This window comes from Cupriavidus sp. FW305-26, from assembly GCF_058787975.1.
The window spans coordinates 1-13,925 of record NZ_JBYTAH010000007.1 but is presented as its reverse complement, the minus strand read 5'-3'; the positions used below and the strand labels follow the sequence as shown (position 1 = coordinate 13,925).

Genomic DNA, 13,925 nt, shown 5'->3' with positions numbered 1-13,925 from the left:
CCAGCGCCGATGGCAGCGCCCGCGCAGCCACGCCCGCCGCTGACCACTCCGCCCCCGCCGCCGCCGCGTGATGCGATGGTCCAGCGTACGGCCGGCTCGGTCGCCTATATCTGCGGCGGTGTCGCCGAAGACGAGCAGGTCGCGCTGCAATCGGAGGCGCGCAAGTACAACATGAGCCTGCTGTTCACGCAGGGCGCGCGCGGCGAGTACCTGTCCGACGTGGACGTCAAGCTGATGCGCGGCGGCAAGGAAGTCGCCAGCTTTGTCGCCGACGGTCCGCGCTGCCTGGTGAAGGCGCCGTCGGGCACGTACAACGTGCGGGCGACTTACCAGGGCCGGACCAAGACTGCCACGGTCAGCACCGGCGGCAAGAACGCGCAGATGCGCTGGTAGTCAGCTGGAACGGCGCGCCGTGCGGCGCGCCCATGGAGGAGGAAAAAAGGCTCGGCATCTTGCGATGTCGAGCCTTTTTGTCTTGGAAGTCATTGGCAGGCTTCCGCACAGCATCCGCTTACCGATTGGGTGCTCCCCTCTCCCGCAAGCGGGAGAGGGAGCAAACCGTCAGTCCGCCTGGCCATCCCCCAGCATCTGCCCCACCGACCCCGCCGTACCGGCCGCCCGCTCACCCAGCAACCGATGCAGCGTGCCCAGCAGCTCATCCTCGTTGTAAGGCTTGCCCAGGTACACGTTGACGCCGATCTCCTCGGCATAGCGGCGGTGCTTGTCGGCCGTGCGCGAGGTGATCATCACCAGCGGCATATGCGCGGTGCGCGCGTCGGAGCGCACGTTGCGGGTCAGGTCGAAGCCGTCCATGTGCGGCATCTCGATGTCGACCAGCATCGCGTCCGGCATGACATCCTGCAGTTGCTTGAGCGCATCCACACCGTCGCGCGCCAGCACCACCTGGTAGCCGGCGCGGCTCAGCAGGCGCTGGGTGGCCTTGCGCACGGTCAGCGAGTCATCCACCACCATCACGGTCGGCTGCACCGCCAGGCCGCGCACCGGCTCGGTGGTGCCGTCGCTCGCCAGTTCCGCAACCGCGCCCATCCGCGCCTGCACGGCAGGCATCTGCGGCAAGGCCTGCGGCACCGGCTGGCCGCGTTCGCGCACCAAGCGCTGCGCCAGCACCACCGGGTTGTAGATCAGCACGATCTCGCCATCGCCCAGCGTGGTCGCGCCGGCAATGCCTTCCAGGCGTGCCAGGTGCGGGCCGATATGCTTGACCACCACTTCGCGGTTGCCGACCACATCGTCCACATGCACCGCCACGCGCTCGGCGCCGCTGCGCACCAGCACCACCGGCGAATACTTGCGCCCGGCCGCGACCGCGTTGCCTTCCTCCAGCAGCGCGCCGAAGTAGAAGAACGGCACCTCGGCGCCGGCCACAGTGAGGCGGCCCTGGTTGTAGGCATCCAGCAGTGCCGGGGCGCGCAGCTGCTGGACCTGGTCGATCATGCCGCTGGGAACGGCATAGCGCCGCGCGCCCAGCGAGATCACCAGCACCTGCGTGATCGCCGTGGTCAGCGGCAGGTGCACCGTGAAGGTGGTGCCCTGCCCGGGCTTAGACTCCAGCGTGATGCGTCCGCCCAGCGCCACGGTCTCGGCGCGCACCACGTCCATGCCCACGCCGCGGCCGGCCAGCTCCGACACCGCGTCGGCGGTGGAGAAGCCCGGCGCAAAGATCAGCTCGGTCAGGCGCGCTTCGCTGGCGTCGTCGTCCGGCGCCAGCAGGCGGCGCTCGACCGCGCGCGCGCGGATGCGCTCCAGGTCCAGCCCGCCGCCGTCATCGACGAAATGCAGCACCACCTCGTTGCCTTCCTGCTGCACCTCCAGCGTCAGCGCACCAGTGGCGGCCTTGCCCGCGGCGCGGCGCGGCGCGGCGGCCTCGATGCCGTGCACCACCGCGTTGCGGATCAGGTGCTCGATCGGGCCGGCCATGCGGTCCAGCACCGAGCGGTCGATTTCCACGGTGCCGCCCTTGATCAGCAGGCGCACTTCCTTGCCGGTCTCGGCCGCGGCCTGGCGTGCCACGCGGTAGAGGCGCTCGGCCAGCGCGTCGAACTGCACCATGCGCGCCTGCATCAGCCCGCGCTGCAAGCCGCGCGTCAGGCGCGCCTGCGCCGCCAGGTCGCCGGCGGCGCGGTCAAAGCCGCGCTGCAGGTTCTGCTCGACGGTGGCCACGTCGTTGACCGACTCGGCCATCATCCGCGTCAGCTCCTGGAAGCGCGTGAAGCGGTCGAACTCAAGCGGGTCGAATTCCTGCTTGTGCTGCGCGTCGGCAATGCGCGACGCCATCTGCGATTCGGCCTGGATCTCGATTTCACGCAACTGCCCGCGCAGGCGCGCGACGTTGTCGTTCAGTTCGCCCAGGTAGGCGCGCATCGCCTCCAGTTCGCTGTCCAGGCGCGCGCGCGTGGCGCCGACTTCGCCGGCTTCGTTGATCAGCGTGTCGAGCGCGCGCGCCTGCACGCGCACCAGCGCGCGTTGCGGCTCGGCGGGCACGGCCGGCGGCATCGCCACCATCACGTCTGCCGGCCCCGGCATGGCGGGCAGGCTGGCGGCGGGCACCGCCTCGACGACGGTATCCGCCTGCGGCAGCGGCGCATCGGCCTGCCCTTGCTCGGGCACCTCGGCCAGGCCGTTGACCACGTCCGGATCGTCCGCGGGCAGCAGGCGGCCAGTCGGCAGCGCCTCGACATGCGCCAGGATGCGGTCGTACCAGGCATAGAGCCGCTCGAACAGCTTTGGCCCGACGGCCTGCTGCCCCTGCCCGCGCAGGCTGGCGTCGAGCAGCGTCTCCATTTCATGCGCGGCCTGGCCCAGCGCCATGGCACCCGCCATGCGCGCACTGCCCTTGAGCGTATGCAGCGCGCGCAGCACCAGGCCGCCGTGGCGCGAGTCTTCCGGGGCGGCTTCCCAGCCGCGCAGCAGCTTGCCCAGCTCGGGCAGCGTGCCTTGTGCCTCTTCCAGGAAGATCTGGACCAGCGCGGGATCCGGCGCGGCGCCCTCGTCCGCTACCGGCGCAGCGGGCGCCCGGTGCGGGGTCGGCAGCGCGATAACCACCGCGTCATGCGGCACTGCCGGCGGCTCCGGCTGGTCTTCCTGCGCGGGCGGCAACTGGCCCAGCAGCTGCGCCACCGAACCGTCCGGCTCGGCCGGCGCCTGCGGCGCGGGCACCGCCACGCGCGGACGCAGCAGCGCGCGCTCGCCAAACTCAACCAGGCTGCGGCGCAGGCCGGCATCGGCATCCGGCCAGACGCCCGCGGCAAACTGGTGCAGCATGCCGCGCAGGCGCTCGACCGCCTGCTCCAGCAGGCGGAAATCGCCCGGGTGCATCGCCACCGGGTGCGAGCCCAGCTGCAGCAGCAGGGCCTCCAGCGCCTCGGCGATCTCACGCACGGGTTCCAGGCCGACGGTGGACGCACTGCCCTGGAGCGTGTGGGCAACGCGCAGCCCCAGCTCGCTCGGGCACGGATGGCCTTCATGCCGCCATTCGGAGATGTCGGTGGCGAACTGGCGCAGCAGGTCATCGGCCTCCTGCAGGTAGACGTTGTAGAGCGCCAGGCCGATGCGCACCGGCCCGATCACCTTGTAGTGGTCGTCCTCGCCCGACAGGCCGCCGGACAGGCGGAACGGGATCACATTGTCTTCGCCGTGCCCGACCGCATCGGCGCCGGTGTGACCGGCGGCGTCGACGGCCGGCCCGGGCGGCGCTTCCGCAGCCGCGCCGGGCAGTACTGGCAGTTCATCCGCGGCCTGCGCGGCGCCCGGGTCGCGCACCGCTTCGGCGGCTGCCACCAGCGGCGCGATGTCGTGCCAGGTTGCCGCATCGCGATGCAGCTGTGCCGCCCATGCCGACAACTCGGCATGGGCGCGGCGCAGCAGCGCCAGCAGCGCGGGCACCGGCTCGCGCGCTTCGGCAATCCACAGGTTCATGACCTGCTCGACCGCCCACGCCGCTTCGCCATAGCGATGCAGGCCGACCATGCGGCTGGAGCCCTTGAGCGTGTGAAAGGCGCGCCGCACGCGGCTGAGGGTATCGGCATCGTGCAGCGCCTCAACGCCCGAGCCGAGGTCGCCGGCGATGCCGCCCAGGACCTCGTCGGCTTCGTTCAGGAAGATGTCGAGCAGTTCGGCGTCCAGCGCCGACTTGTCGCCGTCAGCCGGCAGGCCTTGCGCCGCGGGCGGCGCGGCTGCGGGTGCCGCCGCCCGTGCCGGCTCGGCCAGTGCCAGTGCCAGCCTGCCGGCCGCATCATCGCTGCCGGCCAGCCAGGCATTGCATTGCATGGTGGCTTCGGCGGCCTGGCGGCGCAGCGCGGCATCGTCGTCGATGGTGGCCTGGTCGGCCAGCGCCTGCAGCGCGGCACGCAGGCGCTGCACTGGCGGCGCATCGGGAACGGGGCCAGCCTGGATCGCCTCGGCCGCGGCGGCGCGCGCGGCGGCCAGCGGATGCTGCGCAGCGCGCGGCGCATCGGGCTCGCCGGCCTCGGCAAGCGTATCGGCCCGACGCACGCGGCCGAATTCCAGCGCATCGGCAAAGGCATGGACCGCGCCCAGCTCGGCTGCGACCTCGCCCAGCAGCGCGGCGCGCGCACTGGCATCAGCGAGTTCGCCCGAAACGGCCAGCCGCGCATTGACGGACTGCACCGCGGCGGCGGCCTGCGCGGCATCGTCCACCAGCGCTGCAGGCAGCGCGGCGGACGACTGCAATTGCGCCAGCGTGGCGCCAAGCGCGGCGAAGGCCTGGCAGGCATCGCGCAGGTGGCCTGCGCCTTCGGCGCGGGCCGCGTTGCGGTCGAAGCTGTCCAGCCACGATTCACCGCTGTCCAGCTGCGCCCGCAGCTGCGTCACGGCCTCGCTGCGCAGCGCCTGGGCGCGCGCCTCGTCGACCATGCCCGCAAGCCACGCGGGCGCGCTCGCGGCGGGATCGGCCAGGCATGTCGCCAGCGCCTCGCACTGCGCGGCAAAACGCGCCGCCGCCGGATGGGCGGATTGCCCGTGCACGCGCCACGGCAGCGCCAGCGCGCGCGCCAGGAACAACGCGATGCCGGCGGCGCCCAGCGCCTCGCCGCGGTGGTGCTGCCCGCCGTGCATGGCCGCCTGCGCCAGGCAGCGCTGCAGCGCCGGCTGCCCGAGCGGCTGCGCGGCTTCGGCCAGCGCGGCCAGCGCGGTTTCCCAGCCGGCCGGCTCGCCCGCGGCGGCGTGCTCGAGCCCAGCGGCGGCCTGCTGCAGGTTGCGCGTGTCGATCGGGTCGAGCCAGCCGTAATAGCGCTGGCGGAAGTCCGCATTGGCAAGCGCGTGCGCGGGGTCGAGGCGGAATGCCGCGAGCGTGCGCGCAATATCGGCACGCAACGCGGCACGCGGCTCAGCCACGCCATCGTCGTCACCGGCCCCGTCGCGGGCCAGGCCGGTGCAGACCAGCAGGAACACCGCGTCGTTGAGCAGCGCCTGCGGCACGCGCACATGGCCCTGCAGGTACTGGCGCAGCAGCAGGTTGGCGCGGCCGGCAAAGCGCTTGGCCAGCAGGTCGGAAGGCAACAGGCCAAGCCCCAGCGCGCGGAACACCAGCCCCAGCACATGCCAGACCCCGCGATCCGGATGATCCGCCGCGCGGCGCGCCTCCTGCTCATTGGCGCGCACCTCGTCCAGCGCCGCGCACAGCGGCAGCCAGGCTTCGCGCAGCAGCGCCGCGTCGGTGCACGGCGCAGGCAGGCGCAATGCCTTGAGCAAGGCCGATTCAAACTGCTGGCGCGCACGCATGACCGGCGCCGGGCCCTTCGCCGGCAGCAGCATGCCGGGCAGCATCTGCAGCTCATCGAGCCACAGGTCGGCCGGATGCACGCGCTCTTCGCCCAGGTGCGCCAGCACGCCCGCGTAGGGCTGGAACAGGCGCAGCGGCGCTTCATCGTCACCGGCCATCAGGTCGTCGACATACTCGGCCAATGCCTGCACGCCGGCGCGGAATACCGCCAGCGCCTCGGGGCCGGCGGCAATGGTGCCGGCGTCGATGGCTTCGAGCAGGCGGCGCAGGGCCTGGCAATACGGATCGGTGCCGTGCAGCCCGACGATATGCACCGCGCCGGCGGCCTGGTGCAGGTGCTGGCCGGCCAGCCGCAGCGAGGTGGTGTCGCGCGCGCCCAGCGCTTCGGGCGCCTGGCGGACCTCGTCGACATAGTGGCCAAGCTCGGCGGCGGCGTCTTCGAGCGCGCTGCGCAGGCTGGGCGCAAGCCACGCCAGCCCGGACAGGTCGCGCGCGGGGGCGCCTGGGTCGGAAACAGCAGGTGCGCTGGCGGATGGCGGCGCCGGAGCCGGCTCGGGCACGGCGCTGGCTTCAGCCGGTGCGCCGGCTGCGGCGCCATCGCGCGGGACAGGGAAATTCAGGGACATGACGGCTTCCAGTGCGGCGCCCGATGGGCGGCCGCGGGCAACCTGCCGCAACAGGCGGCAGGCGCGGAGTTGGCATGGAGCGCGTGGCCGCTAAGCCCGGTAAGGCCGCGGTGCGCGGAAGCGGTCGCAGGCGTCATCCGGCCACTCAGGCGATCTTGAATCGCGAGACGGAGTTGCGCAGCTCTTCGCTCAGCAGCGTCAGCTGGCGCACCGACTGCGCAGTCTGGCGCGTGCCGGTGGTGGTCTGCTCGGTGACCTGCAGGATGCGTTCGATATGGCGGGCCACGGTGGTGGCCAGGTCGGCCTCGTGCGAGGTGGACTGCGAGATCTGCTCGATCAGCTCGGCCAGCTGGCGCGACACGCGCCCGATCTCGACCAGTGCGGCGCCGGCGTTGTCCGACAGCCGCGCCCCTTCGACCACGCCCTGCGTGCTGCGCTCCATGGCGTGCACCGCGTCCTGGGTATCGGTCTGGATGGTGCGGATCAGCGCGCCGATCTGCTTGGTGGCCTCGCCGGAGCGTTCGGCCAGCCGCTGCACTTCTTCGGCCACCACCGAAAAGCCGCGCCCGGCCTCGCCCGCGGACGCGGCCTGAATGGCGGCGTTCAGTGCCAGCACGTTGGTCTGCTCGGTAATGTCCGAGATCAGCTCGACGATTTCACCGATCTCCTGCGACGACTCGCCCAGGCGCTTGATGCGCTTGGAGGTTTCCTGGATCTGCTCGCGGATGTCGTTCATGCCGGTGATGGCGTTCTGCACCGCCTGCTGGCCCTGCTCCGCGGCAGACAGCGAGGCACGCGCCACGTTGGCGGACTCGGCCGCGCCGCGCGACACCTGCGTGATGCGGTCGGCCATCTCCACCACCGATTCGCCGGTCTGGCGGATCTGGCGCGACTGCTCTTCGGTGGTCGACACCAGCTGGGTCGAGGTGGACTGCACCTGCCCCGAGGCCTGCGTCACCTCGCCGGCGGTCTGCTGCACCCGGCCGACCAGCTCGCGCAGTTCTTCCACGGTGTAATTGACCGAGTCGGCAATGGCGCCGGTGATGTCCTCGGTCACCGTGGCCTGGCGCGTCAGGTCGCCGTCGGCGATGTCCTGCAGTTCGTTCATCAGCTGCAGAATCGCCTTCTGGGTATTGTCGTTGTTGCGCTTTTCGTCCAGCCGGCGGGACTCGGCCTCGCGCTCGCGCGCCTCGGCTTCCAGCGCGCGCACGCGTGAGTCGCGCAGGTACAGCGCCGCCAGGCCTACCAGGCACAGCAGCGTCATGGCCGCCGACACCACGGTCGCGCCCAGCGTCACCGGGCGCACGCGCGCCGATTGCGCGTAGGCGCGCTGCAGCGCCGAGAGTTCGCCGCGCAGCGCCTCGTTGTCGTTGAAGATCTGCTGCTGCGCGCGCTTGGCGGCAATCAGGCCGGGCAGGTTCTGCAGGATGGTCTGCGTGGTTTTCTGCACCGCTTCAAAGCGCTGCGACAGCTGCTTCAGGTAGCCGCGCGTTTCTTCGTCGGCGGCCGCCGACAGGCGCAGCGCCTCGCTGCCGTTGAGCAGGCCGTCCAGCGATTCGCGGAAGGTGTTGGTGTCCTTGCCCAGCAGGAACGCGGTTTCGGGGTTGACGCCTTCGCCGGCCAGGAACTCGTTCAGGTTCTTGCCCAGGCGCTGCGTCAGCATCACCAGCTGCGCCGACGCCGCCACCTCGCGCGCGTTGGCGCCGGACTGCAGCTTGATTGCCGCGACCTGTTCGGCGGATTCCAGCAGCTCGGGGTTGGAAGCATTGAAGATCTGCAGCGTCTGGCCAATGGTGTTCAGCACCGGCTGCTGCGCCAGCACGTCGGCGGCGCTTTTCTCGGAGCGCTTCCACGATTGCATCGCGGTCTCGAGCAGCGGTTCGGCCGCGCCGGTGGTGGCGCGCACGCGCTTCTCGTCGCTGCCTTCCTGCAGCGCCTTCAGGTCGCCCGCCAGCGCGTCTTTCGACTGGCGCAGCTGCGTGAAGGCCTGCGCATTGCCCAGCAGCGCCACCGGCACCGCCTTGCCCAGGCGCTGCGAGTGCATCAGCATGTCGCCGGCGATCTCGATCTGCGCGGCGGCGTTGTTGGCGATGCGGTTGTCCAGGTACACCGAGCCCAGCAGCGCCACCAGCGACACCACCACGCCCACCGTCAGCAGCCGCTGCTGCGACGAGAACGGCATGCGCCCAAGCCAGCGCGTGACATGCTCCATTGGCGTGGCGCCCAGGCCGTCGGCGGATGGGGGTGCCGGTGCGGGTTCCGGGCCGCCGGCATAGGCCATGCCGGGCCCGCCCGCCAGGCCGGTGGCTGCTTCGGCTGCCGGCGTGCGCCGGCCCAGGCTGAATTTCTTGAAACCCATGGCACCCTCTTCCATTTAATCGTTGTCATACCCGGCGGCTCGTGCCGGGTGCGGCAGGCAGTGGCCTGCGCGTCATTCTTGTTTCTTGTTATTGGCGGCGCGGTGGCGGGCCTCAGGCCTCAGGCCGTAACCCGTCCCACCTGCAGGAAGGCCGGCGCGTCCAGCAGCGCGCGCACGTCCAGCACCTGCCAGTCACGCCCGTCGCGGTCGGCAAAGCGTTGCCCTTCCCATGCCGGCGTGCCGGCCGGCGGCGCCGCCGCATCGCCGTGCGGCAGGCTCAGGTCGGCGGCATGGCGCAAACCCGCCACGCGCGTGGCCAGGATCGCGCAGGCGCGCTCCACCTGGCGCGACAGCACCACGATCTTGCTGCCGGGCTGCAGTGGCGTTGGCGCGCCGCCGCAGAACAGGCTGAAATCAATCACGCCCAGCAGGCTGCCGCGCGCATTGACCAGGCCGCTGTACCACGGCTGCGTCAGCGGCACCGGGCTGGGCGGGCGCATGTCGAGCACTTCGCCGGTATCGGCCAGCGGCAGCAGCCAGTTGCGCGCGCCCACCTGCAGCGCCAGGTAGCTGTCGGCCGCGGGCAGGCTGCGCGCCTCGCGCAGGCGCCGGGCCAGCATGGCCTGGTAGTCCTGCAGGCGAGTCTGGCGGGCGCGGAGGTCTTGGCGTGGCGCGTTCATCTGGCGGTCCCCGGAACAGGTGGCAGTGGCTTCCCGTACGGCCTGCGCTGGCAGCTCAATGCGCCAGCGCGGCAATCTTGCCCAGCAGCTCTTCGCCGTCGACGGGCTTGACGATGTAGTCCGACGCGCCCTGGCGCATGCCCCAGATGCGGTCGGTGTCCAGGCCCTTGCTGGTGCACATGATCACCGGGATGTCCTTGAAGCGGTCGTCGCGCTTGATCGCGCGGGTGGCCTGGTAGCCGTTCTGGCCAGGCATCACCACGTCCATCAGGATCAGGTCGAAGCTCTCGGCCTGCAGGCGCGCGAAGGCCTGGTCGCTGTTGCTGGCAACCGAGACCTTGAAGCCGCGCTTGCCGAGCAGGTCGGACATGAACAGGGCTTCGGTGGGGGAGTCGTCGACGATCAGGATCTTGTTGATGGCAGTCATGAGGTTTTCCTTCGATTCGTACATGGCGTCGCGTGCATGCGCGTCAGGCAGGCAGCACGTGGCCCGCGGCCTGGCATGGCAGGCAGGCCTGCACGGCGTGCAGCAGCGCTTCGCGGGTAAAAGGCTTGGCAAGATGGTCGTGCGCGCCGACCAGGCGGCCGCGCGAGCGGTCGAACACGCCGTCGCGCGAGGACAGCATGATCACGGGGATGGCGTGAAAGCGCGGACTCTTCTTGATCAGGGAGCAGGTCTGGTACCCGTCCAGGCGGGGCATCAGGATGTCGCAAAAGACCAGGTCCGGGTGCAGCTCGCCCACCTTGGCGAGCGCCTCGAAGCCGTCTTCGGCCAGCACCACCTGGTATCCCGCCTGCGACAGGAAGATCTCCGCGGTGCGGCGGATGGTGCTGGAATCATCGATGACCAGCACCTTGCGGCGCGGCTGCGCCGTGGTGTCCGGAATGGAAACGCCAGGCGCCAGACCCTGGGCGCCGGCGGTATTGACCCGCTGGTTTTCTTCTGTTTGAGCGACCCGCATTGTTGTTCCCGCGACCAGCTGCCCCTTGCGGAGCGCCGGCAAGCACTAGAGAACACCCGCGCGGAGCAGCGCGACCCATGCGCGCCCCGACGGACCCCCGACAATTCTTGTTTCCCTTCCAAGGCCGGGCTGTGCCCGGCAGTGGCGGTGCGTGGAACCCGCACCTGCCTACCGTCCTCCCCACCAGCGGCAGAGGGACGGGCAGTCATTTTGCAACAGAGTGTGACAAGACGCCGGGGGGCCGTCAATCGGGGCCGGCCGCGGCCAGCCAGCGTTTTGTCGCATCGGCGCGACGCGCGCCCGGTTATTGTTGTTCTGGGGACGTCGCCTCAGATGGCGACCATCTCGAAATCTTCCTTGCGCGCACCGCATTCCGGGCAGGTCCAGTTGATCGGCACGTCTTCCCACCGGGTTCCGGGGGCGATGCCGTCTTCCGGCGCGCCTGCGGCTTCATCGTAGATCCAGCCGCAGATCAGGCACATCCAAGTCTTGTATTCCATAACAGGCTCTGGCCACTCTCCATTAAAATCCAGCGCAGATGGTACCGAAACCGTGCCGCCGGCGCCAGCCGGCGGCCGCCAGAATCGTGCCAGATCCGCCGTGTTCGCGCATGTTAGCGCCCTGTTAGCGCCTGATTGGCCGGCAATTGCAGCGAATTTCCGCTGTTTTTGCCGCATGTCAACGATAAGTCCCGGGCCGCCGCACACGATCCCAGCAGTCCTTGTCCTCACCTCAACGCCATGTCCCGTAATCAGCAGCTCTTCGACCGCGCCCAGCAGACCATTCCCGGGGGCGTCAACTCGCCCGTGCGCGCCTTCCGCTCGGTGGGCGGCACGCCGCGCTTCATCACGCGTGCCGAAGGCGCCTATATGTGGGACGCCGACGGGCAGCGCTATATCGACTACATCGGCTCCTGGGGCCCGATGATCGTGGGCCACGCCCACCCCGAAGTGGTGCGTGCGGTACAGGAAACCGCTGCGCACAGCTTCTCGTTCGGCGCCCCGACCGAGGCCGAGATCACCATGGCCGAGGAAATCTGCAAGCTGGTGCCGTCGATCGAGCAGGTGCGGCTGGTCTCCTCCGGCACCGAAGCCACCATGAGCGCACTGCGGCTGGCGCGCGGCTTCACCGGGCGCGACCTGATCATCAAGTTCGAAGGCTGCTACCACGGCCACGCCGACAGCCTGCTGGTCAAGGCCGGCTCCGGCCTGCTGACCTTTGCCGACACCACCCAGAACGCGCCGTCGTCGGCCGGCGTACCGGCCGACGTGACGCGCCACACCATGGTGCTGGAGTACAACAACGTCGAGCAGCTGGAACAGGCCTTCGCCAGGCATGCCGGCGAGATCGCCGCGGTGATCGTCGAGCCGGTGGCCGGCAACATGAACCTGGTGCGCGCCAGCGATGCCTTCCTGAAGGCCATGCGCGAGCTTTGCACCCGCGACGGCGCAGTGCTGATCCTGGACGAGGTCATGACCGGCTTCCGCGTGGCGCTGGGCGGCGCGCAGGCGCACTACGGCATCCGGCCCGACCTGACCTGCCTGGGCAAGGTGATCGGCGGCGGCATGCCGGCGGCGGCCTTCGGCGGGCGCCGCGACATCATGGCCAGGCTGGCGCCGCTGGGCGGCGTCTACCAGGCCGGCACGCTGTCGGGCAACCCACTGGCGGTGGCCGCGGGCCTGGCCACGCTCAAGCTGATCCAGGCACCCGGCTTCTATGACCGCCTGGCCACCCAGACCCGCAAGCTGGCCGACGGCCTGGCCGAGGCCGCCAAGGCTGCGGGCGTGCCGTTCGCGGCGGACGCCATCGGCGGCATGTTCGGGATCTACTTCCGCGAGGGCGTGCCGGGCAGCTTCGCCGAAGTGACCAGGAGCGACACCGCGCGCTTCAACCGCTTCTTCCACGCCATGCTGGATCACGGCGTCTACCTGGCGCCGTCGGCCTTCGAGGCCGGCTTTGTCTCGGCGCAGCATGACGACGCCATCCTGGCGGCCACGCTCGAGGCCGCACGCAAGGCGTTCGCGGCGGGCTGAGGCCTTGCCACGCAGGCGGCGCACCAGTGCGCCGCCTGCACCTCTGGCGACAAGGGCGGTGCGCTACACTTGGGTTTTCGTCCAACCCGCGGAGTCTCCGATGCGCGCTTCTTCGTCCCCCTCCTTGCCCGGCAGCTCGCCGATGCCGGTCTTGCGCTGGCTGCTGCTGGCGGTCATGGCCAGCCTGCTGTCCGCCTGCGGCTACAACGACTTCCAGGCCAAGGATGAGGCGGTCAAGGCAGCCTGGGGCGAAGTCATCAACCAGTACCAGCGCCGCGCCGACCTGATCCCGAACCTGGTCAACACGGTCAAGGGCTACGCCACGCACGAGCGTGAGACCCTCGAGGCCGTGACCAAGGCACGCGCCGCCGCCACCAGCATCCAGGTCTCGCCCGAGACCCTGAACGACCCCGAAGCCTTCAAGCGCTTCCAGCAGGCCCAGGGCGAGCTGTCCAGCGCGCTGTCGCGCCTGCTGGCGGTGTCCGAGAACTACCCGCAACTGAAGGCCGACGCCTCGTTCCGCGACCTGCAATCGCAGCTCGAGGGCACCGAGAACCGCATCACCGTGGCCCGCCAGCGCTATATCGCCGCCGTGCAGCAGTACAACGTGCTGGCGCGCAGCTTCCCGACCAACCTGACGGCGATGATCTTCAAGTACCCGGTCAAGCCGTCGTTCACGGTGGACAACGAGAAAGCCATCTCCACGCCGCCCGCAGTCAAGTTCTGAGGCGGGCCACTCCATGGGCCACACCCCGCGCTCGCCCTGGCGGCACGCCTGGCTGGCGGCCGCCCTGCTCTGGCTGGCGGCATTGCTGGCCGGCCCGGCGCTGGCGGCAGACGGCTTCGTCGCGGTGCCGCCGCTGACCCAGCGCGTGACTGATCTGACCGGCACGCTGACGCCGCAGCAGCGCGGCGCGCTCGAGAACGTGCTGGCGGAATACGAGCAGCAGCGCGGCAGCCAGATCTTCGTGCTGATGGTGCCCACCACCGATCCAGAGCCGATCGATGCCTACAGCATCCGCGTGGCCGACGCCTGGCGCGCCGGGCGCAAGGGCATCGACGACGGCGTGATCGTGCTGATCGCCAAGGACAACCCGCCCGGGCTGCGCAAGATGCGGCTGGAGGTCGGGCGCGGCGTGCAGGGGTCTCTGACCGATGCCATGTCCAGGCGCATCCTGCAGGACGTGATGGCCCCGCACTTCCGCCAGAACGACTTCTACGGCGGGCTGGCGGCGGGGATCTCGGCGATCCAGGCCACCATCGACAAGGAAGGCCTGGCGGCACCGCAGCGCAGGGCGCAGCAATCGTCCGCGCTGGCCGAGTGGCTGCCGGCACTGCTGCCGCTGGCGATCATCGTGTTCTTCTTCCTCAGTGCCATCCTGCGCCGGCGCGGGCCGCAGATCGTCACCACCCGGCGCGGGCGCGACGTGATCGCCGGCGGCCTCGGCGGACTGGGTGGCTACACCATGGGGCAGGACTGGGGCCGCCGCGGCGGCTGGGGTGG

General features: G+C 70.5%; 10 protein-coding genes. 4 read left to right on the top strand and 6 right to left on the bottom strand.

Annotated features, from left to right (window positions below):
• The first annotated feature begins 9 nt into the window (after positions 1 to 9).
• Positions 10 to 393, top strand: coding sequence for a hypothetical protein (locus AC3WQZ_RS06385; RefSeq protein ID WP_081225841.1), 384 nt, complete (start codon positions 10 to 12; stop codon positions 391 to 393).
• A gap of 168 nt (positions 394 to 561) precedes the next feature.
• Here the strand turns inward: AC3WQZ_RS06385 and AC3WQZ_RS06380 are convergent, their stop codons facing one another.
• The 6 genes from AC3WQZ_RS06380 to AC3WQZ_RS06355 form a co-directional block, all read right to left on the bottom strand.
• Positions 562 to 6,387 (bottom strand): hybrid sensor histidine kinase/response regulator, encoded by a 5,826-nt coding sequence (locus AC3WQZ_RS06380; RefSeq protein WP_492300188.1) that lies wholly within the window; start codon positions 6,385 to 6,387, stop codon positions 562 to 564.
• Between the two features lie 145 nt (positions 6,388 to 6,532).
• Positions 6,533 to 8,746: a methyl-accepting chemotaxis protein gene (locus AC3WQZ_RS06375; protein ID WP_439668622.1), complete on the bottom strand. Its 2,214-nt coding sequence runs from the start codon at positions 8,744 to 8,746 to the stop codon at positions 6,533 to 6,535.
• Between the two features lie 119 nt (positions 8,747 to 8,865).
• Complete coding sequence (locus tag AC3WQZ_RS06370) at positions 8,866 to 9,426, bottom strand: chemotaxis protein CheW (protein WP_010813014.1); 561 nt, start codon at positions 9,424 to 9,426, stop codon at positions 8,866 to 8,868.
• A gap of 55 nt (positions 9,427 to 9,481) precedes the next feature.
• The gene (locus AC3WQZ_RS06365) at positions 9,482 to 9,853 is read right to left on the bottom strand and encodes a response regulator (protein WP_010813015.1); all 372 of its coding nucleotides are present in this window, start codon (positions 9,851 to 9,853) and stop codon (positions 9,482 to 9,484) included.
• Between the two features lie 43 nt (positions 9,854 to 9,896).
• Positions 9,897 to 10,388, bottom strand: coding sequence for a response regulator (locus AC3WQZ_RS06360; RefSeq protein ID WP_010813016.1), 492 nt, complete (start codon positions 10,386 to 10,388; stop codon positions 9,897 to 9,899).
• Between the two features lie 329 nt (positions 10,389 to 10,717).
• Positions 10,718 to 10,888, bottom strand: a complete 171-nt coding sequence (locus tag AC3WQZ_RS06355) for a rubredoxin (RefSeq protein WP_010813017.1) — start codon at positions 10,886 to 10,888, stop codon at positions 10,718 to 10,720.
• 240 nt (positions 10,889 to 11,128) lie between these two features.
• On the opposite strand from AC3WQZ_RS06355, the gene hemL reads away from it, so the two are divergent.
• The 3 genes from hemL to AC3WQZ_RS06340 all read left to right on the top strand — a co-directional run.
• Positions 11,129 to 12,421 (top strand): glutamate-1-semialdehyde 2,1-aminomutase, encoded by a 1,293-nt coding sequence (gene hemL, locus AC3WQZ_RS06350; RefSeq protein ID WP_439668621.1) that lies wholly within the window; start codon positions 11,129 to 11,131, stop codon positions 12,419 to 12,421.
• Positions 12,422 to 12,521: 100 nt separating this feature from the next.
• Positions 12,522 to 13,148, top strand: a complete 627-nt coding sequence (locus AC3WQZ_RS06345) for a LemA family protein (protein WP_011614669.1) — start codon at positions 12,522 to 12,524, stop codon at positions 13,146 to 13,148.
• Between the two features lie 13 nt (positions 13,149 to 13,161).
• A partial coding sequence (locus AC3WQZ_RS06340) for a TPM domain-containing protein (RefSeq protein ID WP_492300185.1) occupies positions 13,162 to 13,925 on the top strand: 764 nt, incomplete at its 3' end.